Source organism: Sphingobacterium sp. B29, assembly GCF_001952815.1.
Classification (GTDB): domain Bacteria; phylum Bacteroidota; class Bacteroidia; order Sphingobacteriales; family Sphingobacteriaceae; genus Sphingobacterium; species Sphingobacterium siyangense.
The window spans coordinates 106,795-131,210 of sequence record NZ_CP019158.1 but is presented as its reverse complement, the minus strand read 5'-3'; the positions used below and the strand labels follow the sequence as shown (position 1 = coordinate 131,210).

The following is a 24,416-nucleotide window of genomic DNA, read 5'->3' as shown; positions in this document are numbered from 1 at the left end:
TGCCAGTTAAAAAAATTAATGAGAGAAGCATCCTTTGTAGAACGAAATAAAGAAAAATGGACGTTAATTGAAAATAATTTATCAATTAATATGCAGGTTGATCCAGATGAATTGGCCTCAAATTACATTGAGCTCACAAATGATCTGGCGTATGCACAAACCTTTTATCCCGAAAGTAAGGTAAAGGCTTATCTGAACGAACTGGCGGTAACCGTCCATCAGAAAATCTATAAAGATCAGAAAGCTTCCAATAATAAGTTTAAATCTTTTATCAATGAAGAGATACCGCAGGCGATTTGGTCGATTCGCCGACCCTTGCTGTATTCATTCTTAATTTTTGTTTTGGCTTCGGTCATCGGTTTTGTGTCGTCTGTATACGATATGGATTTTATTCGGCTTATTTTAGGTGACTACTATGTCGATTCGACGATAGAAAGCATAAAAGCGGGAGATCCTGCTGCGGTATATGGAAAGGGAAGTAACTTTGGGTCAGCAATTTGGATTACGATTAATAATGTGCGGGTTGCTTTTATGGCCTTTGCTGCTGGACTATTTTTCAGTGTAGGAACAGGTTACGTTTTGTTTAGCAATGGTATTATGCTTGGTGCATTTCACCATATGTTTTTCCAGTATGGCGTTATGGGCAAAGCCATGTCAGCGATTTGGATTCATGGCACTATTGAGATTTCGGTAATTATTGTGGCTGGAGGATGCGGGTTGGCCATCGGTAATAGCATTCTATTTCCCAAATCGTTTACACGTTTGACATCTTTCGTCCGCACAGCAAAGATTGCGATGAAAGTTCTCGTCAGCACAATTCCTTTTTTTATTATCGCTGGTACATTGGAAGGTTTTGTAACACGGTATTATAATGTGTCAATTTGGTTATGCTTATTGATTATCGTTTTATCCTTACTGGCTATCCTTTATTTTTATGTTATTAATCCTTATCGACTAGCAAAACGATTTCAATGGAAATAGATTTTGAGTTTCAAAAAGAACGGAAGGTAGGGGACTTTGTTCAAAGTTTCATAGATCTTTTTAAATTGATCTATAGACACTTTGTTTCTACTATTTTTGGTTTATCTGCGGTACCTCTAGCAGGGATTGCTTTAGTTTACTATTTTCTGTCTACAAAAATCACATTCTCTGCCAACAGTGATTCTTTTGAGGATATCGATGCTTTTACTTGGGCTGGATTACTCATTTTGGCGCTGGTAGCTTTGGGGCTTTACGTTTATGGTATTTCTATCGAATATTTTGTACTGCTCAAAGAGCGCAAAAGTACAGCATTTTCGGGCGCGGAGGTGCTGAAGAATTTCCGATCAAACCTCGGGAAATACTTTATGTTTTTAATTGCCATGATATTGGCGTTAATTGTCGTCTTTATTCCCCTGGCCATCGTCGCTGCAATTTGTGCTTTTATCCCTTTCGTCGGGAGTTTTGCGATCGGTATTTTGGGGTCTATGGTCGGCATTTGGTTATTTTGCTCATTTTTATTTTATCGGGAAGGTTATTCGGATCTAGGGAGCTGTTTTACAGATGCCTATGTGATGCTGAGCAAAAAATTGATTCAATATGGTATCGCGACCTATATCGTAAATTTTATTTTTCAAATGGCGGTCATGATGATTTCCATAGTTCCTTTGATTATCATGGGGCTTTTATCATTCAATTTCTTAGGTATAGATGCCGCCTTTTTTGATTCATCCTGGGGAAAACTGCTGATGACATTGGGAGGCTTATTTATCACGTTATTTACCCTTTTTCTGTATATGTCTGGGGTTTTGGCCAATGGTATTATTTATGAAACGGCCAAGGACCTCAAATTTGGAGAACGTATTTATGGCATGATCGAAAAGATAGGAGGAAAAGATGAATAGACTCTTCGTTTTTTTTGGTATCGCCTTATTATCCATTTTTTATGCTTGTGATCCAAAACCAAGGGATACGGATTCCAATAGTGATAGAATCGATTCGCTCAATGTGAGAATAGATTCGACCTTGGTGGGAACAGATTCTGTCGCTATTGACTCAATAGCCGTAAAAGCTCCTAATGGCCAACCGGAAAACGATGAAATTGACCTATGGGATCCCACATTATTTGATTCAATCCCAAAATATACCGAAGAACGTTCGTTTAAAATGGATCCTTATCAGGATATCATCAAACGTTACGAGACCGATGATTTTGTTTATTCAGAAAATATTAAGGATCGCGTAGGCGTATTACAGCGCATCCTTTCGCGGCTCGCGGACTGGATAGGAAGTATCATGCCAGATAATCCCTATAAATTTCGGGAAGAGTTTGGCTATGTATTTGCCTTTTTAGCTGTTATCGCATTAGCATTTATCCTTTATAAAGTGCTCTACAACAGAAAACAATATTTTATTAAACATAGTGAAGAGGAGAGTGAACTTGACGTTTTAGCGTATGTAGAACGAAACCTGATGAATAGCAACCTAGAACCTTACATTCAGGAGGCTATTGCGCAAAGGAATTATGCGTTGGGAATCCGATACTTACAGCTATTGAATATTCAGAAACTGGCGCAATCAGATCATATAAAATGGAAGCTGAGCAAAACAAATGCTGAATTTGCAGAAGAGATTCAAAACGAGGAGCTCCGTCGTGGATTTGCTGAATGTACAAGAATATTTGATTATGTCTGGTTTGGTCAATTTGAATTAACAGAAGACAATTTTAGTCAATATCAGCAATTGTTTCACCAATATCAAAAACAGATTAAATGAAGGGATCGGTAAAATTTGGATTGATATTATTGACTGTTGTGTTAGTGCTAATAGCTCTTATCGATGCAACAAGTAAGAAACCTATTATCTGGGATCGGACTTTTGATGCAAAGGATAAAAATCCCTTTGGAGCTTATGTATTGCGTCAAGAACTGAAGCATATCATTGATCAAAAGAATACAACGATTGAGCGACCATTGTATGAGTATCTGGATAGCACAAAGAAAACAGACGCTAACTTATTTTTTTATACCTCCTATTTTTCGATGGGTGAAGCCGCGGAAGATAAGTTACTTGATTATGTAAACCGGGGTGGGAAAGCAATGATTGTAGCTGAGGATATTGATAATTATCTGTTGGATTCCCTAGGTTTGAAAGCAGATAATTTCTATGGTTTTAAAAAAGGTGTAGATATAAAAAGTCAGTTGCGCGTGCGGTTGATGAACGATAACAATAAAATTCATTACAGTAAATCAGATCTTGGCGAAGTATTTAAAAAACTTCCTAAAAATGCGACTATTTTGGGCTCGATCACCTATAAGGAATTTGCGTTACCGAACTTCATCGCGGTTCAATTTGGTAAAGGAACATTTTATCTTCACCTGACCCCTGATTTATTTGGGAACTATTACTTGCTGAATTCCGCTTCGCAATATGCCTATGTTGCTAAGTCGTTATCTTATCTAAATGATAAGCCCATCGCTTGGTATGATTTTAAAGCGAATATGGATCAATATCGGACTCCATTGCGTGTATTGCTTATGAATGATGGTCTTCGGCAAGCCTGGTATGTTTTGTTAGCAGGACTAGTTCTTTTGCTTGTGTTTAGAAGTAGACGTGAGCAGCGGGCTGTGGCGGTAGTGAGCCCGGAACCAAATCTCTCGAAGGAGTTCTGTGGAACCATCGCTACTTTATATTATGAAAATGGTGCACCAGGTAATATGGTCGCAAAAAAAATAGATTACTTCCTGCACGATCTTCGGATGCGCTTTCATTTGGACACGCTGATGTTGCGGGAAGAAGAGTTCAGTGAGGAACTGGCCGAGCGGTCTGGGGTTTCGCTCGCAGAGACACAGTCTTTAATCAGGCTGATTGTTCGTATGCAAGATGCTAAACAACATGATGTGGCTGATCTCAAATTGATTAATGATACAATAGAAGAGTTTAAACATAAAGCAAAAATGATATGAGTGACTTCGATAAATATATATCTTTTGAAAACCGAATAGATGTGTCCGTTTTATTCGATAAAATGGCGCAGGTAAAGTCGGAGGTGAAAAAAGTAATCGTTGGGCAAGATCAATTGATTGACATGCTCTTAATCTCGATCTTGGCTTCAGGGCATTCTTTGATCGAGGGCTTGCCTGGGGTGGCAAAAACATTATCCGCAAAATTGATTGCCAAAACTATTCACAGTGAATTCAAGCGGATTCAATTTACACCGGATTTAATGCCTTCGGATGTAACGGGATCGTCGATACTCGATTTGAAAAGTAATGAATTTGAATTTCGTCGGGGACCTATTTTTGCAAATATTGTTTTAATCGATGAAATCAATCGTGCTCCGGCAAAGACACAAGCCGCACTTTTTGAAAGTATGGCGGAGCAACAAGTGTCGGTCGATGGAACGACCTATCGATTGCCAGGACCGTTTGTTGTTTTTGCGACACAAAACCCCATCGAACACGAAGGTACTTATCGATTGCCGGAAGCTCAGCTCGATCGTTTCTTGTTTAAGATCAATGTGAATTATCCTGAACTTGAACAGGAACTGGAAATATTAAAGGAACACCATGCCCAAAAAGCAGAGAATAAAGAGGATCAGGTTCAGGCTGTAGTTTCGGCCGCAGAAATTTTGGAATTCCAGAAATTGATCAAATCTATCTTTGTTCACGAGGAGTTGTTAACTTACATTGCTCAAGTTATTATAAAGACAAGAACTAATCCAAGTTTGACCCTTGGGGCATCACCGCGGGCTTCTATTGCTTTGTTGGAATCAGCAAAGGCTTCAGCTGCGTTGACAGGGCGAGACTTTGTCACTCCTGAGGATATTCGGAGGGTAGCATCTGCCGTATTGGGCCACCGTGTCATGTTGACTCCAGAAAGGGAAATGGAAGGCTTTACCACCGCTTATGTCATCGACCAAATCATTAATTCTGTAGAAATTCCAAGATAATGAAGAAATTAAGGCAGCTTTTCCTAACAAATCAATTCTTCTATTCCCTATTAGGTGTAGCAACACTCTTTACATTTTCTTTTTTCGTTAAAGGATTATTGATTGTGGCTTGGATTGTTTTTTGGATATGGTTGGCTGTTTTGGCCTTTGATTTTATTGTCTTGTTTTCAGGAAAGGGGCGAATTGAAGTCACAAGGATATATCCTGAAAAATTATCCAATGGCGATGAAAACCCGATGCGACTGATTGTGAATTCTTTTTACCCGTTTGGGACAAAAGTTGATATTTTGGAGGAGTTTCCGGTACAGCTTCAAATTCGGGATAAAGATTTTGCGACAAGTTTGCTGGCCTTTCAGCGCTCGGAAATTTCGTTTTCTCTGCGACCCACACAAAGGGGTGTTTATCAGTTTGGTCGTTGTATGGCTTTGGTTAAGCGTTTTGGATTTTTCAAAAGAAGGTTTGTTACCAATCAAGAACAGGAAATACCCTGTTATCCATCCTATATTCAACTCCGAAAATACCAGCTTTTAGCAACAAGTAATCGGTTGAATGAACTGGGGATCAAGCGTATTCGACGGATTGGTTCAGCTATGGAATTTGACCATGTTAGAGAGTATGTGCAGGGGGATGACTATAGACACATGAACTGGAAGGCATCTGCAAAAGTAAAGAAGCTGATGGTCAACCAGTACGAAGAGGAGAAGTCTCAGCCAATTTACTCTTTTATTGATCTAGGTCGGGCAATGCGTATGCCATTCAACGGTCTTACCTTATTGGACTACTCGATCAATGCAGCACTCGTTCTTTCCAATGCGACCATCTTAAAGCAGGACCGTGCCGGATTATTAACCTTTTCAAAGGATATCAATGCATTTATAGCCGCTGAGAAGAGGAATAATCAAATGCACAAGATTTCGGAAGCACTATACCAGGTGTCGACCAAATTTGAGGAGTCGGAATTTGGAAGATTATATAGTTATGCCAATGCACATATTAATAAACGTTCGCTTATTTTTGTCTATACAAATTTTGAGACCTTAGATTCCTTAAGACGTCAGATAAATTATCTGTCGATGTTGAATAGAAGCCACATTATTGTCGTTGTTGTTTTTAAAAACGTAGAAATAGAGGATTTAGCGAAGAGTACGCCGAAAAAGACAATAGATATTTACAACCAGGTCATTGCTGAAAAGTTTATCTATGAGAAACAACTTATCGTACAGGAACTTATTCGCAATGGGTTTCAGACAATCTATACAGCGCCCGAAAACCTGACCATTAACTCCATCAACAAATATTTGGAAATTAAGGCACGTGGCCTTATTTAATGATGGAGGTATCTTTGACCATTACTTTTGTCCAAAGATGTTGATATTTTTCGATCGCTTTTAAATGAATCGGATGTGTCTCGTACGTTGTAATATCTTTAAGGTTTTTGAAAGTGACAATCAATGTATAGTCAAAGCTGTTGTCTACGACAGGTCTCGGGTTTGTCTGCGCCGGAACACCATAATTAAGAGTTTTGATGACGTCGATTTTTCGAAGGTCCTCAAAAAATCCAACAAAATTCTTTTTTTCTTTTTCACTGAGATCTTTTTTTAGCCAAAAATTAACAACGTGTACAATGGTGCTGGATTCGATATTCTCATCCGATTGAACTGTATTTGCCCATGTGGGAGCAGTTACGAGCACCATGGGTGCTAGAAGAAAGTTGCGTCTTTTCATGATTGAAACGGTTTAGAAGCTGTAAGATACAAAACCTTCGTGAATTCACCAATAACAATCACGCTCATCGTGAGAGAAGGGTTTTTGTGGTTAATGAAAAATAGGCGTTTTTAACTAAGAAAAAAAGGAAGACATCATGTCTTCCTTTTATTTTTTTATGGATGGTAGGCTCTTACAAACCAAACTCTTCTTTCACTTTATCGATATAATCCAGTTTTTCCCAAGTAAAAAGTTCAACTTCAATTTGCTTTTTCTCGCCAGTTGAGCTTTCGAATTCCTTGGTTACTTTTCTTGGTGTTCTTCCCATGTGTCCATAGGCAGCCGTTTCTGAATAAATTGGATTTCTCAGACCCAAACGCGTTTCAATTCCGTAGGGAGTCATATCAAACAAATGAGCAATTTTTTCAGCAATCTGACCATCGGTCAAATTTAATTTGCTCGTTCCATAGGTATTTACATAGATTCCCATAGGATCTTTTACACCAATTGCATAGGAAATCTGTACGAGAATTTCATCTGCAACACCTGCAGCCACTAAGTTTTTAGCAATATGGCGCGTTGCGTATGCCGCTGAACGGTCTACCTTAGATGGATCTTTTCCTGAGAAAGCCCCTCCACCATGTGCACCTCGGCCGCCGTAGGTATCGACAATGATCTTGCGACCCGTGAGTCCTGTATCTCCGTGAGGTCCACCGATAACAAATTTTCCAGTTGGATTGATATGAAACTTAATTTCATCGTTAAATAACAACTGAAGTTCTGGTTTCAATTGTGCTTTAACACGAGGAATTAAGATCGTTTTGATGTCATGTGTAATTTTATCCAACATAACTTGTTCCGTATCGAAGTCGTCATGTTGTGTGGAGATTACGATTGCTTCGATTCTTTTTGGTTTGTGATCGTCGCTATACTCAAGGGTAACCTGAGATTTTGCGTCCGGGCGCAAATACTTGATTTCGTTATTTTCGCGACGTAGCTCGGCCAATTCATAAAGTAAGCGATGCGATAGGTCCAATGCCAGAGGCATAAAATTTTCAGTTTCGTTGTTTGCATAACCGAACATGATACCTTGGTCGCCCGCACCTTGTTCTTGCCTTGTCTTGCGGTCTACACCCTGGTTAATATCAGCAGACTGCTCGTGAATCGCCGAAAGAACGCCACAGGAGTTTGCCTCGAACATGTATTCAGATTTGGTGTAGCCAATCTTTTGAATCACCGAACGGGCTATTTTCTGAACATCGAGGTATATGTTTGATTTAACTTCCCCGGCAAGGACAACCTGTCCTGTGGTTACTAGTGTTTCAATAGCGACGCGAGAATCCTCGTCCCATGCTAAAAAATTGTCTATTAATGCATCTGAAATTTGATCCGCAATTTTGTCTGGATGCCCTTCAGAAACAGATTCTGACGTAAATAAATAAGCCATGCTTTACGTAATTTTTAATATTGGATTTGCGCTAGAATGAAATAACAGCAAAGTGATAAGAGCCGTGATAGCGAAGGGTTTTTAGCACTTTTTTACTGTGGTTGCAATCTCCTTGTCGTTGCCTTGTAACGCAACAGCACGCAAATCAGTCCACATTCTATTTTTTGTGCGACAAAGCTACAATACTTTGAGGATTATTTAAAATCAAATTTATATTTTAACTTTTAAATGCATAGGGAAGTGCGTTAATCAGTATAAAGATTACATTATTTTAAGAAATTGGTAATTTCCGCTATCTTTGGATATGTCAGAACGTAAACAAATACTGTTTGTTATTAATCCTATTTCAGGAGGGAAAAATAAAACTTCCTTTAAAAAACAAGTGCTAGATGTGCTTGATCTGCAGAAGTTTGACCCTACTTTTCAGCAGACCGCGAGACCGAACCATGCTTACGAAATTGGGCTGAAAGCGGTCAAAGAAGGCTATGATGCAGTTATCGCGGTCGGTGGTGATGGCACGATCAATGAACTTGGCTCCGCTTTGGTGGGATCTGGAATTCCATTGGGGATTATTCCTGAAGGCTCAGGTAACGGCCTGGCGCTCTACTTGGGGGTTCCAATGAATGAAGCTGCTGCTATCCGTCGGATTAATCGTTTTGAATCGATAGAGGTGGATTGTGGTGTAATTAATGATAGACGATTTTTTAATATCGCGGGTTTAGGTTTTGATGCCTCTGTAAGTGAAAATTTTGCCAATGAAAATATTCGTGGACCTTTGGGCTATATGAAGTCCGTTTTTAATGTGCTCAGTAAATACCAACCTGCCCATTATAAATTAACGATTGATGGAAAGGTTTACGAAAGGCAAGCGTTTATGATCAGTGTAGCGAACTCTCCCCAATATGGAAATAATGCCTATATCGCACCACAGGCTTCGGTTAACGATGGCATTTTGGATGTCTGTATCGTGCACAAATTTCCGCTTTACATTTTGCCAAAGATGATTTTCCATCTTTTTAATAAATCTGCAGATCAATCCAGTTATGTCGAGATCATTCCTGGAAAGAACATACAGATCGAGATTGATAAGGTGTCACCGGTTCATGTGGATGGGGAGCCGATCGAACTTGGCGATAAATTGGATATTTCTATTATGCCAAAAGCATTAAAGATAATTTGTTAAGATCATGAGTAAAAATAAGAAACAGTCCTATGAGGGCGTTGTATATTCAACAGATGACAGCTTCAGCTATCAGCTGGCTGATTTTTTTCAGGAAGCAGATACGTTACCTGTAAATCAGCAAAACTTAAAAGTGCAGCTTGACCGGAAAATGCGGAAGGGGAAAGTTGTTACGTTGGTTACGGGGTTTGTTGGAAAAGCGGAAGACTTGGAGAATTTAGGTAAATTGTTGAAAACGAAGTGCGGAGTGGGAGGGACAGTGAAGGATGGGGAGGTCATCATTCAGGGAGAGTTTAAACAAAAGATCTATGATTTGTTACTTAAAGAGGGGTATCGCGTAAAATTAGTTGGTGGTTAAACAAGTATATCAGGGATAATCGTGGTAAATCTAATGAATTGTCTATTAGGCAAGTATGCTTTGAGTGTAGGATGTCTAGTTGTTCAGAAACATGAGTAATCACTTACTTTTTGTCGTTTAAAATCCTTGATTTTTTTGCATATCAAAAAAAAAATGGCTTTCATTGTAAAATAATTATTGCGAATAAGCGATTTAGCATAGAGTAATAATGATTATATAACGGGAACTGCTGAGAAAAATAACACTGATTAATGGTGTGTTCAGTTTGAAAAAACAAATTTGATTTTTTTTATATATTTGAGATGAATATTTTAAATTTGACATTAAATATTAAATTTGCTTTGCAAAATTGGTTTCAAAAGCGAATAAGAGTGCATATAATTTAAACAACATTATATATTTAAACAACAGTAAAAAACTAAAAATTAGAAAAATGGCAAACGCACCTAAAACTGCTGCAAAACAAGAGAGCAACAACGGAGGATCTTTCTTTGCTCAAGCTGCAATCATCATCTGTTTCATCGTGGGTTTCTGTGTATGGAAATTTGTGATGGGCAATCCAACTAACTTCGTTGACAACAATCCTGAAAATGCTCCAAATCCAGGTAACTACTTAGGAATGGTTTACCATGCTGGGGCTATCGTACCTGTTTTGCTTGGTTTATTCTTGATGGTATGGGTTTTCTCAGTAGAACGTTTTATCGTTATTAACAAAGCTTCTGGTAATGGTAACGTAGGAAACTTCGTTCGTAAAATTCAAACATTGATTAATGGTGGAAACATCGATTCAGCGATCGCTGAGTGTGACAAACAAAAAGGTTCAGTAGCAAATGTTGTAAAAGCTGGTTTATTGAAATACAAATCAGTATCCGCAGATCCTGAAGTAAACACTGAAAAAGCTGCTATTGCAATTCAAAAAGAAATCGAAGAAACTACAGCATTAGAAATGCCAATGTTAGAGAAAAACTTAAACGTTATCGCTACATTAGTTTCTATCGGTACATTATGTGGTCTATTGGGTACGGTAACAGGTATGATCAAAGCCTTCTCGGCATTGGCAACAGGTGGTGCTCCAGATTCAGCTAAATTGGCAAACGGTATCTCTGAGGCCTTGATCAATACAGCAACTGGTATCGCGACTTCAACATTCGCTATCGTATTGTATAACATCTTTACTGCAAAAATCGATAAATTAACTTACTCTATCGACGAAGCTGGTTTCTCAATCGTACAAACATACGCTGCAAACCACAAATAAGAACTATGATGAAAGTTTTTGATTTTATTTTATGGAAATCAAAAATCAAAAGCATCATAGGATAGAAGATTGAGTTTTTAATTTAAAAAGAAGAATTTAAAATGGGTAAAGCAAAAGTAAAAAGAGCCAGTACGTCGATCGACATGACAGCGATGTGTGACGTATCGTTCTTACTGCTTACGTTCTTCGTCTTAACGGCGACTGCGCGCCAACCGGAAGCATTGACGGTGGATACCCCAGCATCGACTACAAAAGATAAGTTACCTGATTCAAATGTAGGTATGATCACAATAGGCGATCAAGGTAAAGTTTTCTTCGGTACGACTGATCAACAGGTTCGCGTAAAAGCACTAGAAAGAATGTCCGCAAAATATGGCGTTGGCTTTTCACAAGAAGATTATGATCGTTTCAAATTGATGGAAAACTTTGGTGTACCAATGTCTAAATTGAAAGGATTATTGGCCCTGGATGGAAGTAAGCGTACAGAGAAAGGTCTGCAAACTGGTATCCCGGTTGATAGTACAGAGAATACTTCAAATGAGTTGTATTACTGGGTTCAAAATGCCCGTCTTGCAGCTGAGGAGGTAAATAAGGAAAAAGAAGCATCTGATAAAAATTTCGTGCATCCAGGACCTTTAAAGATGGCTATCAAAGCAGATGCGAATGAAAAATATCCTTCGGTTAATTTAGTTATTGAAACGTTGCGCAATCAAAAGCAAAACAAATTTAGTTTCATAACAGGCATGCGTGCTGAGGAGAAATAATTGACGATTTAATAAGAACAAACAATGGCAGAATTAAATCAGGATAGTGGTAAAAAAGGCAAAGGCGGGAAAGTAAGATCCAAGAAGAATGGCGGTAAGGTCGACCTTACTGCGATGGTGGATTTGGCGTTCTTGTTGATTACCTTCTTCATGTTGACCACATCCTTAAATAAACCGCAAGCGATGGATGTGGCTATGCCAGACAAAAATAAAATTAAGGAGCAACAAAGCGATGAATTGCTTACAGCAGATAATCGCTCCCTGACAATTTTATTGGGTTCTGACAATAAAGTCTCTTGGGTATATGGTCAAGTTGCTCGTCCGATCGAAGGTCCTACTGTTGCTGGTTACGGTGCAGATGGGATTCGTAAGGTTTTGATGGAGAAAAAGGCATATGTACCTCGCGTTTCAGGCGGTAAAGACATGATCGTAATCATAAGACCGAGTGATAAATGTACACAACGTAATCTTGTTGACATTCTTGACGAGATGAAAATTGTAGACGTAAAACGCTATATGATCGGAAAGATTACTCCAGAGGAAGTGGACGTGTTAAAACGTGACAATATCTATAATGATTAGTTATTAGATTGACACAAAAAACTAAAATAAGATGATAGGGTCAAAATTAGATATTTTTAAGAAAGAATGGCTTGACGTCGTTTTTCAAGGCCGCAATAAGGAGTACGGAGCTTATGAGCTTCGTAAGCTAGCGCCTAAAGCGACTAACAGGGGACTTTTTGTCGTTATCGGCATTGTAGTCATAGCCAGTTTCCTTAGTGTTTATGGAAGTAAGCTGTTCCCGAAGAAAGCCGTTGAGGCTCCTCCTGCAGTAACTGAAGTTACTTTGGAAGACCTTGAAGAAATCAAACCACCAGAGCCTGAAGAAGAGGAGCCGCTTCCACAAGAACCGGAAGAAAAACCTCAACAAGTGGCTATGGATGTACCGAAAGAAGATTTGGTTCGTTTCCCTGAACCTAAAGTAGCTCCTGCAAACAAAGTTGTGGAAGAAGTTGCTTCTCAGGAAGAGTTGAAAGATCCAAATAAAACGCCAGCGCGTATTACTTTGAAAGGTAGCCCGACTGGTACTTCTGTTGCACGTGGTGAATTTGGTTCGAAGAAACAAGATGGCGCGATCACTGGTGCTGCAAAAGGCGATCCAAATGGTAATGGAGATGAAATTCTTCCATTTAATGCCATTGAGGTTCAACCAATGCCTATTGGTGGTATGGCTGCATTTATGTCTTGGGTTGGTTCAAACTACGAATATCCAGCTGCTGCAACTGAAAATGGTGTAAATGGTGTCGTTGAGGTATCTTTCGTTGTAGAAAAAGATGGTAGCTTAACAGACATCAATATCAAACGCGATTTGAAATATGGTACTGGTGATGCAGCCGTAAGGTTGCTTAAGAAAGCGAAGAAATGGAAACCTGGTATTCAAAATGGTCGTCCAGTTCGTGTAGCGTACACTTTACCAATTCGATTGAACATTCAAAATTAGAATGACAAATTTTAATTCGAATAATAGTTCAAATTATAGACAGAAATCGCCTCTGAAGCGGTTTCTGTCTATTTTGGGACTATTTATGTTTGGCTTTTATTTTGTTTTGGGCCTTTTGATTATATTCTGGGACAATTTTCCCATTGAGATTAATCCAACCTACAAAACAATCTTTGGTGTCGTATTGATCCTGTATTCTTTTATGCGATTTGTACGGCTTTGGCAAAATAATTTTTAATTAACTGCCCTCTTCTTTTTGGCTACAACCAATTCTCTCTTCAAAAATTAAACTATTTTTTAATTAAACTGTCTTATTTTATGATGTATCATATGAGAAAATATAAAATGGTTCTTGTGATGCTTGGCATCTGTATGGGCATTTTTGTTTCCTGCAAAAATAAAACAAAGCAAGCGAAAGAGGGCGATGATATTTTAACAGGTAAGCTGCCCGTTATTGTGGATCAAACTTTGTTGCCTATTATCCAAGAATCTGCGGATGTGTTTGAGAGCTCTTATCCAAATTCGAGTTTGGAGCTTATTGCTCGTCCTGAAATTAAAGCGGTGAATGCATTGCTTGGCGATTCGGCCTATGTGGTTGTTTTGACGCGCAAGCTGACAAATGAGGAAGATAGCTACTTTAAAAAGCGAGGGATTCAACCTAAAATATTCCAAATGGCGTCGGATGCCGTTGTATTGATCAATAATCGTAACAGTGCTGATACTATAATGCCTCAAAAAGACGTTAAGTCTTTGTTGGAAGGCAACTTAGCAGGACAACGACTGATCTTTGACAACGCCAATTCAAGCACACTGCGCTATTTGAAAGATTATTTCAAATTGAACAAAATCGATCCGAAAGCTGTTTCTGCTTTGAAAGATAGTGAAGATGTGATGAAATATGTGAGCGAGAATGTAAATACAGTAGGCGTTATTGGTTATAATTGGTATTTAAAAGCTGTAGAAAAAAATTCGAATTTATTGGAGAAAATTCGTACATTGAGCATCGAAAGTGTTGGTAAGGAGGGCAAAAAGGTCAGTTTTTATAGACCATCCCAATCGACTATCGCCGACGGCTTATATCCTTTTGTAAGACCTGTCTACATTATGAACTATCAGCCGAATGTGGGCTTGGGTTTAGGCTTCAGTGCCTTTTTGACAGGAGATCGTGGACAGCGTATTGTATTGAAAGCTGGATTGGTTCCTGCTACAATGCCTGGACGTGAGATCATTATTAGAGATGAAAGTTATATTAAATAGATAATAAATAGTACAAAAATAGATTATGACAAACAGTAAATTATTATTTAGTCTTTTATTGGCGGGATCTGTGGGCACAGTAAGTGCACAAAGTTTGAAAGATGCTAGAGCAGCCATCGAGGCTGAAAATTATGGTAAAGCGAAAACTATCCTTCAACAGTTAGTGACTAAGCAACCTAAGAATGGAGATAATTATTTCTATTTGGGTCAAATTTATTTGGTAAACGACAGAGCGGATTCTGCCGCTGCGATTTTCAACCAAGGTTTGGCTGCTGATCCAAAGGCTACAATCAACAATGTAGGTTTGGGCTATGTTGACTTAATGAAAAAGGATAAAGCGAGCGCTGAATCTAAATTCGCTTTGGCAACCGCAAAATTAGGTAAAAAAGATTATGAGCCATTATTGGAAATCGGTCGTGCATATATAAAAACGCCGGAGCCCGATTATGCGAAAGCTTTGGAATACCTAACGCAAGCGAAAGAAAAAAACAAAAAAGATGTTGCAATTCCTATCGCATTAGGTGATGCATACCGTGGTTTAAAAGAAGGTTCATTGGCTTATACAAGCTATGGTGAAGCGACTGATATCGATCCAAATTCAGTACAAGCGAAAGTTGGACAGGCTGTGATCGTACGTGGTGCGCAGGCTTTTGATGAGGCTATCACACAATTGGAAGCTATTGCTGCAGAAACTCCGGCATACGCACCTACTTACCGTGAGTTGGCTGAAACATATAACCAATGGTCTAGATTGCCGGGTACTTCTGACGAGAAATATGTCGAGTTAAATAAAAAAGGTGTTGAGCAATACAAAAAATACCTGGAAGTTGCGGGTGATAATTCATTGGAAGCTAAAATCCGTTATGCCGATTTCTTGGTTTACGCGCGTCAATACGACGATTTGAAAGTAGTTTCTGAAGAATTAGCTCAAAACCCTTCTGTAGATCCAAAAATTTATCGTTATTTAGGTTATATCGCCTTCCAAAAAGCTAAAGATTATCCGAAAGCATTGGAGTACTTAAACCAGATGTTTAGCAAAATGGAAAAAGATCGTGTAATTCCATTGGATTATATGTATCTAGGTATGTCTGAGATTGCTGCAAATAGCCCAAAACCAGCGGCTGCTGGTGCAGATAGCACGGCTACTGCGGCTCCGGTATTGACAGCAGAGAATACGGCGAATATTCAAAAGGGTATTGCTGATATTAAGAAAGCAATTGATTTAGACAAAGAATTGTTGGGAGAAACAGCTGAGTTGGCATTTGCTAAATACCAAGAGCAAGAATTGCAGACAGCAGCCTCTTTATTCGAGCTAGTTGCTTCTTATAAAGATAACAAGACATATTTGTTTGATGCAAACTACTATGCTGGAGAAGCTTATTACCAAATCGGTGCAAAGGAAGATGCTGCTAGTAAGAATGAAGAACAAGTCGTCGTTAATCAAGAATTGAGAGATAAAGCAATTGCTGATTTGCAAAAAGCACAGACTTTCTTATCTGTTATTGAAACGACAGACAATAAAGAAGCACAAGATAAATATTTGATCAATGCGCTTTATTATAAAGCTTTTGCTGCCTTAACGGCGGACAACTTGGAGCAACCTAAAGGTGATTTCGTTGCACCATTCCAAAAATTGATCGAAACCATCAATCAACGTGGCGCACAAGAGAAGAATAAAAATTATTTGATCGATGCAAATACATATATCGGACTTTATTATTACGTGAAGCAAGATCTTCCTAAAGCGAAGGAGAGCTTCCAAAAAGTATTAGCTATAGATCCGGCAAATGAAGCTGTTAAAGGTTACTTAGAGGGCCTGAAATAAGCTTAAATAAAATCATTCTAAATTAGGCGTAGATAGTAATATCTACGCCTTTTTTGTTTTGATTTTTACCTTGAAATCTCTATATTTAGAGATAGTTACCAATATAAATTTTAATTGAGATGGAGCAAGCCAATAGTATGCCGATCGACTACTTGCCTATATTGATACAGCTTCTAGTGGCTGTTGGATTTGGGGTAAGTACCATAATTATTACACATCTTATCGGGCCAAAGGTCCGCACTGAAAACAAGCTTGGAGCTTTTGAGTCGGGAATTGAAGTTGTCGGAAATGCCAGGCAGCCTTTCTCCATAAAATATTTTTTGGTCGCTATCCTGTTTGTCATATTTGATGTTGAAGTTATTTTCATGTATCCATGGGCAGTCAACTTCCGGGAAATGGGACTACAGGGCTTGATCGAGATGTTTATTTTCATGGGACTGCTCTTGTTGGGCTTTATCTATGTGATCAAGAAAAAAGCATTGAGTTGGGATTAGATATTCCCGTGATGGTTGGCCTTTGGGCCAGCAATACTTAAACCTATAAATCGACTTTTCATGAGTGATATAAAATTAGCAGAAGCTCCTCCGGGAGTAGAAGGCGCAGGTTTTTTTGCGACAAGTTTGGACAAAGCCATTGGCTTGGCCCGAGCCAACTCGTTATGGCCTTTACCCTTCGCCACATCCTGCTGTGGTATCGAGTTTATGGCTACGATGGGCTCTACTTACGATTTGGCTAGATTTGGTGCCGAACGCCCGAGTTTTTCGCCGCGTCAGGCAGATATGCTATTGGTGATGGGTACCATTGCTAAGAAAATGGCTCCGGTGTTAAAGCAGGTGTATGTGCAAATGGCCGAGCCGCGCTGGGTAATTGCTGTAGGGGCCTGTGCATCTAGTGGTGGTATTTTCGATACGTATTCTGTGCTACAAGGAATAGACGAAATTATACCGGTTGATGTGTACGTGCCTGGTTGTCCTCCCCGTCCAGAAGCAATTTTGGATGGTGTGTTGCGTCTACAGGATATTGTAAAGAATGAATCATTGAACCGGAGAAATACACCCGAATACAAAGCGCTGCTTGAGAAGTACGGAATACATACAAATAAATAGATGATGGAAAACAGTTTTTTATTGGATAAGCTCCAAGGAAATTTTCCGGCAAAGATTAACGAAATTCAAGATGCACACAATTTATTGACGATTGTCGTGGATACGGAAGATGTGATTGATGTACTTCGTTTCTTGAAATCGAATAAGGAGTTGCAGTTTATCCATCTCACAGATATCACGGCGGTACATTATCCGCATTTAGAAAAGGAGTTTGCTGTGGTTTATCATATTCATAGTCTCGTTCATAATATCCGAATCCGAGTGAAGGTCTTTTTGTATGGGCCGAATCCTGAGATTCCAACAGCAACCGTCGTTTGGAAAGGTGCGAACTGGATGGAGCGTGAGACTTTTGATTTTTTTGGTGTCAATTTTATAGGACATCCCGATTTGAGAAGGATTTTGAATGTAGATGATATGGAGGTGTTTCCAATGCGTAAGGAATATCCTTTAGAGGATCCAAATCGCGTAGATAAGAAAGATTTGTATTTCGGCCGTTAATTTATACGATATGAGCGAATTTATAAGCAAGATAACATCTAATCAGCCTGTCTTCGAAGACAACGATCCGCAAGACGAGTTGATTACCCTGAATATTGGTCCCACGCATCCCGCCACGCATGGCGTATTTCAGAACGTGGTACAAATCGATGGCGAGCGTATTGTGAGTGGCGTGTCCACGATCGGTTATATTCACCGCGCATTTGAAAAGATTGCTGAACATCGACCTTTTTATCAAATAACACCTTTGACTGATCGTCTAAACTATTGCTCGTCTCCAATCAATAATATGGGCTGGCATATGACCGTTGAAAAACTACTTAAAATAGAGATTCCTAAGCGGGTGCAATATATGCGTGTTATCGTCATGGAGCTTGCCCGTATTGCGGATCATATTATTTGTAATGGTATTTTGGGGGTAGATACGGGTGCTTTTTCGGGCTTTTTGTATGTGATGCAGGAACGCGAGTTTATCTATGAAATCTTTGAAGAAATCTGTGGCGCTCGTCTGACAACGAACATTGGTCGTATTGGAGGCTTCGAGCGTGATTTCAATGCTATAGCCTTTGAGAAAATACGTGAATTTCTAAAACGCTATCCTCCGGTATTGCAAGAGTTTGAAGAGTTGTTTGTTCGTAACCGCATTTTTATAGAACGAACGTCGGGTGTTGCTGCTGTAACAGCAGAAGATGCCCTGGATTATGGCTGGTCTGGTCCTATTTTACGTGCGACAGGTGTAGATTACGATGTGCGTGTACAGAATCCTTATTGCTCGTATGAAGAATTTGATTTCGATGTGCCTGTTGGCACGACAGGTGATGTATACGATCGTTTCATGGTTCGCAATGCCGAAATGTGGCAATCACTTCGGATTATTGAACAGGCATTAGCGAAAATTGAGAAAGAGCCTAAAGGAGTCTTCCATGCGGAGGTTCCTGATTTCTATTTACCTCCGAAAGAACAGGTGTATACCAATATGGAAGCTCTAATTTACCACTTTAAAATCGTCATGGGTGAGGTGGATACACCTAAAGCCGAAGTTTATCATGCGGTCGAAGGGGCAAATGGTGAACTTGGTTTTTATTTGATTCATGATGGTGGACGGTCACCTTATCGTCTGCATTTCAGGAGACCTTCTTTTGTCAATTATCAGATGTTTGCACCAATGAGTGCAGGAATGCTGATTTCAGATGCTATTATAAATATGAGTAGTCTTAACGTTATAGCTGGAGAATTAGATGCTTAGTGTAAAACAACATAATGAAAATGTAACGTTTTCTCCAGAATTGTTAGCCAAGTTTGGAGAAGTGGTAAGCCGTTATCCCGAAGGAAAGCAGAAATCGGGCTTATTGCCCATTTTACATTTGGTTCAGGCGGAATACGGCTGGGTCAGCGCAGATGCGATGGATAAGGTTGCTGTTTACCTGAATATATTACCGATTGAGGTATATGAGGTGGCAACCTTCTATACCATGTTCCTGTTGCAACCCAAAGGAAAATACGTACTGGAGATTTGCCGTACCGGGCCTTGTTGTTTGGTCGGTGCAGAGCGTATTATGGGGCATTTAGAGCAAAAGCTCGGTGTAAAGGAGGGGCAGGTCACAAGCGATGGGCTTTTCTCTTGGCGTGGTGTAGAATGTTTGGCTGCCTGTGGTTTCGGACCAGTCTTACAGATTGGCCCTGAATATACATTCTATGAGAATCTGACAGAAGATAAAGTCGACGAATTGATTGATAATTTAAAAGCTAAAACAGAATAATATGGCACGTAAACTTTTGTTGACTCATATCGATGTTCCGGGCATCAATACCTTTGAGGTCTATCGACAAAAAGGTGGTTATGTTGCTGTTGAAAAAGTATTAAAGACAATGTCTCCTGAGGATGTTGTCGAAGAGGTTAAGAAGTCTGGATTACGTGGCCGTGGGGGAGCTGGTTTTCCTACGGGGATGAAATGGTCCTTTTTGGCTAAACCTGAGGGGGTGCCACGCTATTTGGTCTGTAATGCCGACGAGTCTGAGCCAGGGACATTCAAAGACCGTTATTTAATGACACATATTCCGCATGCACTCATTGAGGGAATGATTGTATCCAGCTTCGCTTTGGGGGCTCACACGTCGTATATCTATGTGCGTGGAGAGATGATGCCACAGATCAGAATTTTGGAGCGTGCTATTGCTGAAGCCAAGGAAAAAGGGTTTTTGGGTAAAAATATTTTAGGTTCGGGGTATGATCTGGAGATCTATGTTCAACCGGGAGGTGGAGCGTATATCTGTGGTGAGGAAACGGCTTTATTAGAGTCTTTAGAAGGTAAACGAGGTAATCCGCGTATTAAACCCCCTTTTCCGGCGATAGCGGGTTTATATAACTGCCCGACAGTGGTGAATAATGTGGAATCTATTGCAACGACAGTTCCCATTATAAATTTGGGTGGTGAAGAGTATGCTAAGATCGGTGTAGAGCGTAGTACCGGAACAAAATTAATTTCCGCTAGCGGAAATATTGTAAAACCAGGTGTCTACGAGATCGAACTCGGTCTGCCTGTTGAAGAATTTATTTACTCGGACGAATATTGTGGTGGTATTGCCAACGGAAAACGAATGAAGGCTGTCGTGGCCGGAGGCTCTTCGGTGCCTATTTTACCGGCTAATCTGATCTTGAAAACTGCTGCTGGAAATAGTCGATTGATGACTTATGAGTCATTGGCTGATGGTGGCTTCCAAACTGGTACAATGCTCGGATCAGGTGGTTTTATCGTATTTGATGAGGATCAGTGCGTGGTGCGTAATACCTGGAATTTTGCGCGATTCTATCATCATGAAAGCTGTGGTCAATGTTCGCCTTGTCGTGAAGGAACAGGCTGGATGGAGAAGGTGTTGCATAAGATCGAGAGCGGTCACGGCTCGATGTCAGACATTGATTTGCTGTGGGATGTGCAGCGGAAAATTGAAGGCAATACAATCTGTCCATTAGGGGATGCTGCAGCATGGCCTGTGGCAGCAGCAATAAGACATTTTAGGGATGAATTTGAATGGCATATCCTGCATCCGGAAGAGTCACAAACACGGAATTATGGACTGGCACATTATGCTGATCCTTTACAACCAATAGTATCATAATAGAAGCTGTAACGATAAATTAATCATATCATGGCAGAAGCGGAAGATATAAAGTTTAAGGTCACCATCGATGGTATACCGATAGAGGTTGCTCCTGGGACAAGCATATTAAATGCAGCGAGACAGATCGGCGGCGATATAGTCCCTCCGGCAATGTGTTACTACTCCAAACTGGAGGGGAGTGGCGGTAAATGCCGTACCTGTTTGGTAAAAGTCTCCAAGGGATCTGAAAAAGATCCAAGACCGATGCCGAAATTGGTGGCTTCTTGTCGTACAACGGTGATGGACGGTATGGAAGTACAAAATATTACTTCGCCAGAGGTGGTGGAAGCAAGAAAAGGTGTTGTTGAAATCTTATTGATTAACCATCCCTTAGATTGCCCAATCTGCGATCAGGCTGGTGAATGTAAATTGCAGGATCTTGGATATGAACACGGCAGCGCTCATACACGCTACGAATTCGATCGACGTACCTTCGAACGCATTGATCTGGGCGATAAGATCCAATTGCATATGAACCGTTGTATCTTATGTTACCGTTGTGTTTATGTCGCAAATCAGTTGACCGACCAGCGTGTACACGGTATCTTAGGACGAGGAGATCATGCCGAGATATCGACTTATATTGAAAATGTAATCGATAATGATTTCTCCGGAAATGTTATTGATGTATGTCCTGTGGGCGCTTTGACCGATAAAACCTTCCGTTTCAAGAACAGGGTATGGTTTACGAAGCCTGTCGATGCTCATCGCGACTGTCCGACATGTTCGGGTAAGGTAACCTTATGGTATAAGGGAGAAGAGGTCATTCGGGTAACTGCTCGAAAGGATGAGTTTGGTGAAGTGGAAGAGTTTATCTGTAATACCTGTCGCTTTGATCAGAAAAAAACAAGCGATTGGGTGTTGGAGGAACCGACAGAAATAGACCGACATTCCGTCATTTCTGCCAATCACTACGAGTTATTTAATCCGCCGAAAGTTGTTAAGGAGAATCCATTACTACAGGAACAAAATCGCGAACAGTTGGCTAGAACAGAAAAATTGAAATAATCACAAACATGGAGTGGTCTTTTGTCATAGAAAAATTAATACTGGTGTCTGTTATTTTTGTTATCACCTTGGTGATCGCGATGTATTCGACACTTGCGGAACGTAAAATTGCAGGCTTTATGCAAGATCGATATGGTCCTGATCGGGCTGGTCTCTTTGGTATTTTGCAACCGTTGTGTGATGGAGGTAAATTCTTCTTTAAGGAGGAAATTATCCCGGCGGGCGCACACAAAGTGCTCTTTATTTTGGGGCCTACAATTGCGATTATAACGGCATGTATTAGTTCAGCCGTTATTCCTTGGGGGCAGGAATTGCAGATTGGAGATCGCACAATTTCTTTGCAGGTTGCGCAAGGAATCAATGTTGGGGTGTTGTATATGTTTGGTGTGATTGCACTTGGCGTATATGGCATCATGTTGGGTGGCTGGGCCTCCAATAATAAATTCTCGCTTATGGGTGCAATTCGTGCAGCATCACAGAGTATAAGCTATGAGATTGCAATGGGATTGTCGCTTATCGCTTTGTTGATGGTAACGCGTACCTTGACACTGGAAGAAATCGTTGCGCAGCAGTCGGGCTTTGTCAATTGGAATATCTGGGCACAGCCCTTGGGTTTTATCATTTTTATGGTCTGTGCTTTTGCCGAATGTAATCGGGTTCCCTTTGATTTGCCAGAATGTGAAACGGAGCTTGTCGGTGGTTACCATACGGAGTACTCCTCCATGAAATTGGGACTCTACATGTTTTCCGAATATATTAACATGTTCGTTTCCTCTGCATTGATGGCATCACTTTATTTTGGCGGATATAATTTCCCTTTTATGAATGATCTGGGATTATCTGCCAATATGATCACGATCATCGGGGTGGTTGTATTCTTCATTAAAATATTGCTGTTTATCTTTTTCTTTATGTGGGTGCGTTGGACTTTACCACGTTTCCGCTACGATCAATTGATGAATCTAGGCTGGAAGATGTTGATTCCATTGGCGATTGCCAATATTGTACTTACAGGTGTATTTACATTGATTAAAGATACTTATTTCTCATAAGAAAGGACTTTTTATGCAACTAACCAATCGTAAAAAAGTAATCGAACAAAAACCGATGACATTTTCGGAAAGAATTTACTTTCCGGCCATTATCAAAGGTTTACGCATTACATTAAGGCATTTTTTTAAGAAAATTCCAACCATTAAATATCCTGAGGAAATAAGACCTTATTCGAAAAACTTCAGGGGGCAACATTCGCTCAAACGTGATGAGGAAGGGCGTGAGCGGTGTACAGCCTGTGGATTATGTGCTTTGTCCTGCCCTGCAGAGGCGATTACAATGACTGCTGCCGAGCGAAAAAAAGGTGAAGAAAATCTTTACCGCGAGGAAAAGTATGCGTCAGTATATGAAATCAATATGTTGCGATGTATTTTCTGTGGTCTATGTGAAGAGGCCTGTCCGAAAGAAGCGATCTATCTGGATGGACCGCATGTGACAGCAGATTATCTCCGTAAGGATTTTATCTATGGAAAAGATAAATTGGTAGAACCAACTTTTGATATTACCAAATTAAAGAGCTAAACCAGGAAATTATGACAGTATTTTATTTTGTAGCCTTCTTGTCTATTTTCTTTGCGCTGCTGACCATTTTTACAAAAAATCCTGTACACAGTGTACTGTATCTGGTCATTACGTTTTTTACGTTTACAATACATTATATTCTTTTGAATGCACAGTTTTTGGCTGTGGTGAATTTCATCGTATATATGGGAGCCATCATGGTTTTGTTTTTATTTGTATTGATGCTGCTCAACCTGAATAAGGATACCGAACCCATGAAATCCAATTTGGTTAAGTTTATGGGTGTTATCGCCGGCTGTTGCCTATTGGTGACTTTCTTCGGTGTATACCGCGTATTTGATATTTCTAATCCCTTGACTGTTGTTAATCCAGAAATCGGGTTGGTTAAGAATCTGGGTAAGGTGTTGTTTAACGAATTTTTGCTTCCTTTTGAGTTATCATCATTATTGTTATTGACGGCAATGATTGGAGCAATATTATTAGCTAAGAAAGAACCTAAACAAATCTAATGGAAACAGTTGTTCAACAGTTGCAGGGGGTGCCAATAAATCATTATCTGATTTTTTGTGCGATTATTTTCGTTATTGGTGTTATCGGTGTTCTTATTCGCCGTAACGTCATTATTATTATGATGTCTATTGAATTGATGCTGAATGCGGTGAACCTTCTTTTAGCTGCTTTTTCAGTGCAGCATGGCGATTCGTCAGGACAGGTCTTTGTCTTCTTTATCATGGCATTGGCGGCGGCAGAAGTTGCCGTAGGCCTTGCGATTATTATTATGGTATATCGGAATACGAAGTCTGTGGATATCGATTCCTTAAATAAACTTCGTTGGTAGAACTTAAG

The 24,416-nt window shown here is 39.8% G+C and carries 27 protein-coding genes; 25 read left to right on the top strand and 2 right to left on the bottom strand.

What is annotated here, in order from left to right:
* The first annotated feature begins 18 nt into the window (after positions 1 to 18).
* From BV902_RS00575 to BV902_RS00550, 6 genes are read left to right on the top strand one after another with little or no spacing between them, the layout of a single operon-like run.
* Entirely contained in the window at positions 19 to 981 is a 963-nt protein-coding gene (locus BV902_RS00575; RefSeq protein ID WP_075994555.1) for a stage II sporulation protein M, read from the top strand.
* Positions 972 to 1,883, top strand: a complete 912-nt coding sequence (locus BV902_RS00570; RefSeq protein WP_075990325.1) for a hypothetical protein — start codon at positions 972 to 974, stop codon at positions 1,881 to 1,883. The genes BV902_RS00575 and BV902_RS00570 overlap by 10 nt, the downstream gene beginning before the upstream one ends.
* The gene (locus tag BV902_RS00565; protein ID WP_075990324.1) at positions 1,876 to 2,754 is read left to right on the top strand and encodes a DUF4129 domain-containing protein; all 879 of its coding nucleotides are present in this window, start codon (positions 1,876 to 1,878) and stop codon (positions 2,752 to 2,754) included. Before BV902_RS00570 ends, BV902_RS00565 begins: the two co-directional genes overlap by 8 nt.
* The gene (locus BV902_RS00560; RefSeq protein ID WP_075990323.1) at positions 2,751 to 3,944 is read left to right on the top strand and encodes a DUF4350 domain-containing protein; all 1,194 of its coding nucleotides are present in this window, start codon (positions 2,751 to 2,753) and stop codon (positions 3,942 to 3,944) included. The genes BV902_RS00565 and BV902_RS00560 overlap by 4 nt, the downstream gene beginning before the upstream one ends.
* Entirely contained in the window at positions 3,941 to 4,930 is a 990-nt protein-coding gene (locus BV902_RS00555) for an AAA family ATPase (RefSeq protein ID WP_075990322.1), read from the top strand. Before BV902_RS00560 ends, BV902_RS00555 begins: the two co-directional genes overlap by 4 nt.
* Positions 4,930 to 6,258, top strand: coding sequence for a DUF58 domain-containing protein (locus BV902_RS00550; RefSeq protein ID WP_075990321.1), 1,329 nt, complete (start codon positions 4,930 to 4,932; stop codon positions 6,256 to 6,258). Before BV902_RS00555 ends, BV902_RS00550 begins: the two co-directional genes overlap by 1 nt.
* Here BV902_RS00550 and BV902_RS00545 read toward each other — a convergent pair.
* Together BV902_RS00545 and metK are read right to left on the bottom strand one after the other, a co-directional pair.
* Complete coding sequence (locus tag BV902_RS00545; protein WP_075990320.1) at positions 6,251 to 6,655, bottom strand: Dabb family protein; 405 nt, start codon at positions 6,653 to 6,655, stop codon at positions 6,251 to 6,253. The two genes, BV902_RS00550 and BV902_RS00545, sit on opposite strands and share 8 nt — an antisense overlap.
* A gap of 172 nt (positions 6,656 to 6,827) precedes the next feature.
* Positions 6,828 to 8,081, bottom strand: a complete 1,254-nt coding sequence (metK, locus tag BV902_RS00540; protein WP_075990319.1) for a methionine adenosyltransferase — start codon at positions 8,079 to 8,081, stop codon at positions 6,828 to 6,830.
* A 304-nt stretch (positions 8,082 to 8,385) separates the two neighbouring features.
* Between metK and BV902_RS00535 the strand changes: the two genes are divergently transcribed.
* The 19 genes from BV902_RS00535 (at position 8,386) to nuoK (ending at position 24,408) form a co-directional block, all read left to right on the top strand.
* The gene (locus BV902_RS00535) at positions 8,386 to 9,264 is read left to right on the top strand and encodes a diacylglycerol/lipid kinase family protein (protein WP_075990318.1); all 879 of its coding nucleotides are present in this window, start codon (positions 8,386 to 8,388) and stop codon (positions 9,262 to 9,264) included.
* A gap of 4 nt (positions 9,265 to 9,268) precedes the next feature.
* Positions 9,269 to 9,619 (top strand): translation initiation factor, encoded by a 351-nt coding sequence (locus tag BV902_RS00530; protein WP_075990317.1) that lies wholly within the window; start codon positions 9,269 to 9,271, stop codon positions 9,617 to 9,619.
* 433 nt (positions 9,620 to 10,052) lie between these two features.
* Positions 10,053 to 10,877, top strand: coding sequence for a MotA/TolQ/ExbB proton channel family protein (locus BV902_RS00525; RefSeq protein WP_075990316.1), 825 nt, complete (start codon positions 10,053 to 10,055; stop codon positions 10,875 to 10,877).
* A gap of 101 nt (positions 10,878 to 10,978) precedes the next feature.
* Positions 10,979 to 11,641: an ExbD/TolR family protein gene (locus BV902_RS00520; protein WP_075990315.1), complete on the top strand. Its 663-nt coding sequence runs from the start codon at positions 10,979 to 10,981 to the stop codon at positions 11,639 to 11,641.
* A 24-nt stretch (positions 11,642 to 11,665) separates the two neighbouring features.
* Positions 11,666 to 12,223 (top strand): ExbD/TolR family protein, encoded by a 558-nt coding sequence (locus BV902_RS00515; protein ID WP_075990314.1) that lies wholly within the window; start codon positions 11,666 to 11,668, stop codon positions 12,221 to 12,223.
* Positions 12,224 to 12,254: 31 nt separating this feature from the next.
* Complete coding sequence (locus BV902_RS00510; protein WP_075990313.1) at positions 12,255 to 13,142, top strand: energy transducer TonB; 888 nt, start codon at positions 12,255 to 12,257, stop codon at positions 13,140 to 13,142.
* Positions 13,143 to 13,472: 330 nt separating this feature from the next.
* Positions 13,473 to 14,399 (top strand): PstS family phosphate ABC transporter substrate-binding protein, encoded by a 927-nt coding sequence (locus BV902_RS00500; protein ID WP_237241893.1) that lies wholly within the window; start codon positions 13,473 to 13,475, stop codon positions 14,397 to 14,399.
* A gap of 25 nt (positions 14,400 to 14,424) precedes the next feature.
* A complete protein-coding gene (locus tag BV902_RS00495) occupies positions 14,425 to 16,224 on the top strand; it encodes a tetratricopeptide repeat protein (RefSeq protein ID WP_075990310.1) in 1,800 nt (599 codons plus the stop codon).
* Positions 16,225 to 16,343: 119 nt separating this feature from the next.
* Complete coding sequence (locus BV902_RS00490; protein ID WP_075990309.1) at positions 16,344 to 16,718, top strand: NADH-quinone oxidoreductase subunit A; 375 nt, start codon at positions 16,344 to 16,346, stop codon at positions 16,716 to 16,718.
* Positions 16,719 to 16,778: 60 nt separating this feature from the next.
* Positions 16,779 to 17,330 (top strand): NADH-quinone oxidoreductase subunit B, encoded by a 552-nt coding sequence (locus tag BV902_RS00485; RefSeq protein WP_075990308.1) that lies wholly within the window; start codon positions 16,779 to 16,781, stop codon positions 17,328 to 17,330.
* Positions 17,331 to 17,828 carry an NADH-quinone oxidoreductase subunit C gene (locus BV902_RS00480; protein ID WP_075990307.1) on the top strand — a complete coding sequence of 166 codons (498 nt, stop codon included), beginning with the start codon at positions 17,331 to 17,333 and terminating at the stop codon, positions 17,826 to 17,828. It begins immediately after the preceding gene.
* Between the two features lie 10 nt (positions 17,829 to 17,838).
* The gene (locus tag BV902_RS00475; RefSeq protein ID WP_075990306.1) at positions 17,839 to 19,074 is read left to right on the top strand and encodes an NADH-quinone oxidoreductase subunit D; all 1,236 of its coding nucleotides are present in this window, start codon (positions 17,839 to 17,841) and stop codon (positions 19,072 to 19,074) included.
* Positions 19,067 to 19,588, top strand: coding sequence for an NADH-quinone oxidoreductase subunit NuoE family protein (locus tag BV902_RS00470; RefSeq protein WP_075990305.1), 522 nt, complete (start codon positions 19,067 to 19,069; stop codon positions 19,586 to 19,588). Before BV902_RS00475 ends, BV902_RS00470 begins: the two co-directional genes overlap by 8 nt.
* A 1-nt stretch (position 19,589) precedes the next feature.
* Positions 19,590 to 20,945 carry an NADH-quinone oxidoreductase subunit NuoF gene (gene nuoF / locus BV902_RS00465; RefSeq protein WP_075990304.1) on the top strand — a complete coding sequence of 452 codons (1,356 nt, stop codon included), beginning with the start codon at positions 19,590 to 19,592 and terminating at the stop codon, positions 20,943 to 20,945.
* A 30-nt stretch (positions 20,946 to 20,975) separates the two neighbouring features.
* Positions 20,976 to 21,995: a 2Fe-2S iron-sulfur cluster-binding protein gene (locus tag BV902_RS00460; protein ID WP_075990303.1), complete on the top strand. Its 1,020-nt coding sequence runs from the start codon at positions 20,976 to 20,978 to the stop codon at positions 21,993 to 21,995.
* A gap of 8 nt (positions 21,996 to 22,003) precedes the next feature.
* Positions 22,004 to 23,047: an NADH-quinone oxidoreductase subunit NuoH gene (gene nuoH, locus BV902_RS00455; protein WP_075990302.1), complete on the top strand. Its 1,044-nt coding sequence runs from the start codon at positions 22,004 to 22,006 to the stop codon at positions 23,045 to 23,047.
* Positions 23,048 to 23,060: 13 nt separating this feature from the next.
* Positions 23,061 to 23,570: a NuoI/complex I 23 kDa subunit family protein gene (locus BV902_RS00450; RefSeq protein ID WP_070560982.1), complete on the top strand. Its 510-nt coding sequence runs from the start codon at positions 23,061 to 23,063 to the stop codon at positions 23,568 to 23,570.
* An 11-nt stretch (positions 23,571 to 23,581) separates the two neighbouring features.
* The gene (locus BV902_RS00445) at positions 23,582 to 24,079 is read left to right on the top strand and encodes an NADH-quinone oxidoreductase subunit J family protein (RefSeq protein WP_046673083.1); all 498 of its coding nucleotides are present in this window, start codon (positions 23,582 to 23,584) and stop codon (positions 24,077 to 24,079) included.
* The gene (nuoK, locus tag BV902_RS00440; protein ID WP_046673084.1) at positions 24,079 to 24,408 is read left to right on the top strand and encodes an NADH-quinone oxidoreductase subunit NuoK; all 330 of its coding nucleotides are present in this window, start codon (positions 24,079 to 24,081) and stop codon (positions 24,406 to 24,408) included. The genes BV902_RS00445 and nuoK overlap by 1 nt, the downstream gene beginning before the upstream one ends.
* The last annotated feature ends 8 nt before the right edge of the window (positions 24,409 to 24,416 follow it).

Coding starts and splice junctions, on each gene's coding strand:
- BV902_RS00575 (WP_075994555.1), top strand. CDS start 19: ATGAGAGAAGCATCCTTTGTAGAACGAAATAAAGAAAAATGGACGTTA.
- BV902_RS00570 (WP_075990325.1), top strand. CDS start 972: ATGGAAATAGATTTTGAGTTTCAAAAAGAACGGAAGGTAGGGGACTTT.
- BV902_RS00565 (WP_075990324.1), top strand. CDS start 1,876: ATGAATAGACTCTTCGTTTTTTTTGGTATCGCCTTATTATCCATTTTT.
- BV902_RS00560 (WP_075990323.1), top strand. CDS start 2,751: ATGAAGGGATCGGTAAAATTTGGATTGATATTATTGACTGTTGTGTTA.
- BV902_RS00555 (WP_075990322.1), top strand. CDS start 3,941: ATGAGTGACTTCGATAAATATATATCTTTTGAAAACCGAATAGATGTG.
- BV902_RS00550 (WP_075990321.1), top strand. CDS start 4,930: ATGAAGAAATTAAGGCAGCTTTTCCTAACAAATCAATTCTTCTATTCC.
- BV902_RS00545 (WP_075990320.1), bottom strand. CDS start 6,655: ATGAAAAGACGCAACTTTCTTCTAGCACCCATGGTGCTCGTAACTGCT.
- metK (WP_075990319.1), bottom strand. CDS start 8,081: ATGGCTTATTTATTTACGTCAGAATCTGTTTCTGAAGGGCATCCAGAC.
- BV902_RS00535 (WP_075990318.1), top strand. CDS start 8,386: ATGTCAGAACGTAAACAAATACTGTTTGTTATTAATCCTATTTCAGGA.
- BV902_RS00530 (WP_075990317.1), top strand. CDS start 9,269: ATGAGTAAAAATAAGAAACAGTCCTATGAGGGCGTTGTATATTCAACA.
- BV902_RS00525 (WP_075990316.1), top strand. CDS start 10,053: ATGGCAAACGCACCTAAAACTGCTGCAAAACAAGAGAGCAACAACGGA.
- BV902_RS00520 (WP_075990315.1), top strand. CDS start 10,979: ATGGGTAAAGCAAAAGTAAAAAGAGCCAGTACGTCGATCGACATGACA.
- BV902_RS00515 (WP_075990314.1), top strand. CDS start 11,666: ATGGCAGAATTAAATCAGGATAGTGGTAAAAAAGGCAAAGGCGGGAAA.
- BV902_RS00510 (WP_075990313.1), top strand. CDS start 12,255: ATGATAGGGTCAAAATTAGATATTTTTAAGAAAGAATGGCTTGACGTC.
- BV902_RS00500 (WP_237241893.1), top strand. CDS start 13,473: ATGAGAAAATATAAAATGGTTCTTGTGATGCTTGGCATCTGTATGGGC.
- BV902_RS00495 (WP_075990310.1), top strand. CDS start 14,425: ATGACAAACAGTAAATTATTATTTAGTCTTTTATTGGCGGGATCTGTG.
- BV902_RS00490 (WP_075990309.1), top strand. CDS start 16,344: ATGGAGCAAGCCAATAGTATGCCGATCGACTACTTGCCTATATTGATA.
- BV902_RS00485 (WP_075990308.1), top strand. CDS start 16,779: ATGAGTGATATAAAATTAGCAGAAGCTCCTCCGGGAGTAGAAGGCGCA.
- BV902_RS00480 (WP_075990307.1), top strand. CDS start 17,331: ATGATGGAAAACAGTTTTTTATTGGATAAGCTCCAAGGAAATTTTCCG.
- BV902_RS00475 (WP_075990306.1), top strand. CDS start 17,839: ATGAGCGAATTTATAAGCAAGATAACATCTAATCAGCCTGTCTTCGAA.
- BV902_RS00470 (WP_075990305.1), top strand. CDS start 19,067: ATGCTTAGTGTAAAACAACATAATGAAAATGTAACGTTTTCTCCAGAA.
- nuoF (WP_075990304.1), top strand. CDS start 19,590: ATGGCACGTAAACTTTTGTTGACTCATATCGATGTTCCGGGCATCAAT.
- BV902_RS00460 (WP_075990303.1), top strand. CDS start 20,976: ATGGCAGAAGCGGAAGATATAAAGTTTAAGGTCACCATCGATGGTATA.
- nuoH (WP_075990302.1), top strand. CDS start 22,004: ATGGAGTGGTCTTTTGTCATAGAAAAATTAATACTGGTGTCTGTTATT.
- BV902_RS00450 (WP_070560982.1), top strand. CDS start 23,061: ATGCAACTAACCAATCGTAAAAAAGTAATCGAACAAAAACCGATGACA.
- BV902_RS00445 (WP_046673083.1), top strand. CDS start 23,582: ATGACAGTATTTTATTTTGTAGCCTTCTTGTCTATTTTCTTTGCGCTG.
- nuoK (WP_046673084.1), top strand. CDS start 24,079: ATGGAAACAGTTGTTCAACAGTTGCAGGGGGTGCCAATAAATCATTAT.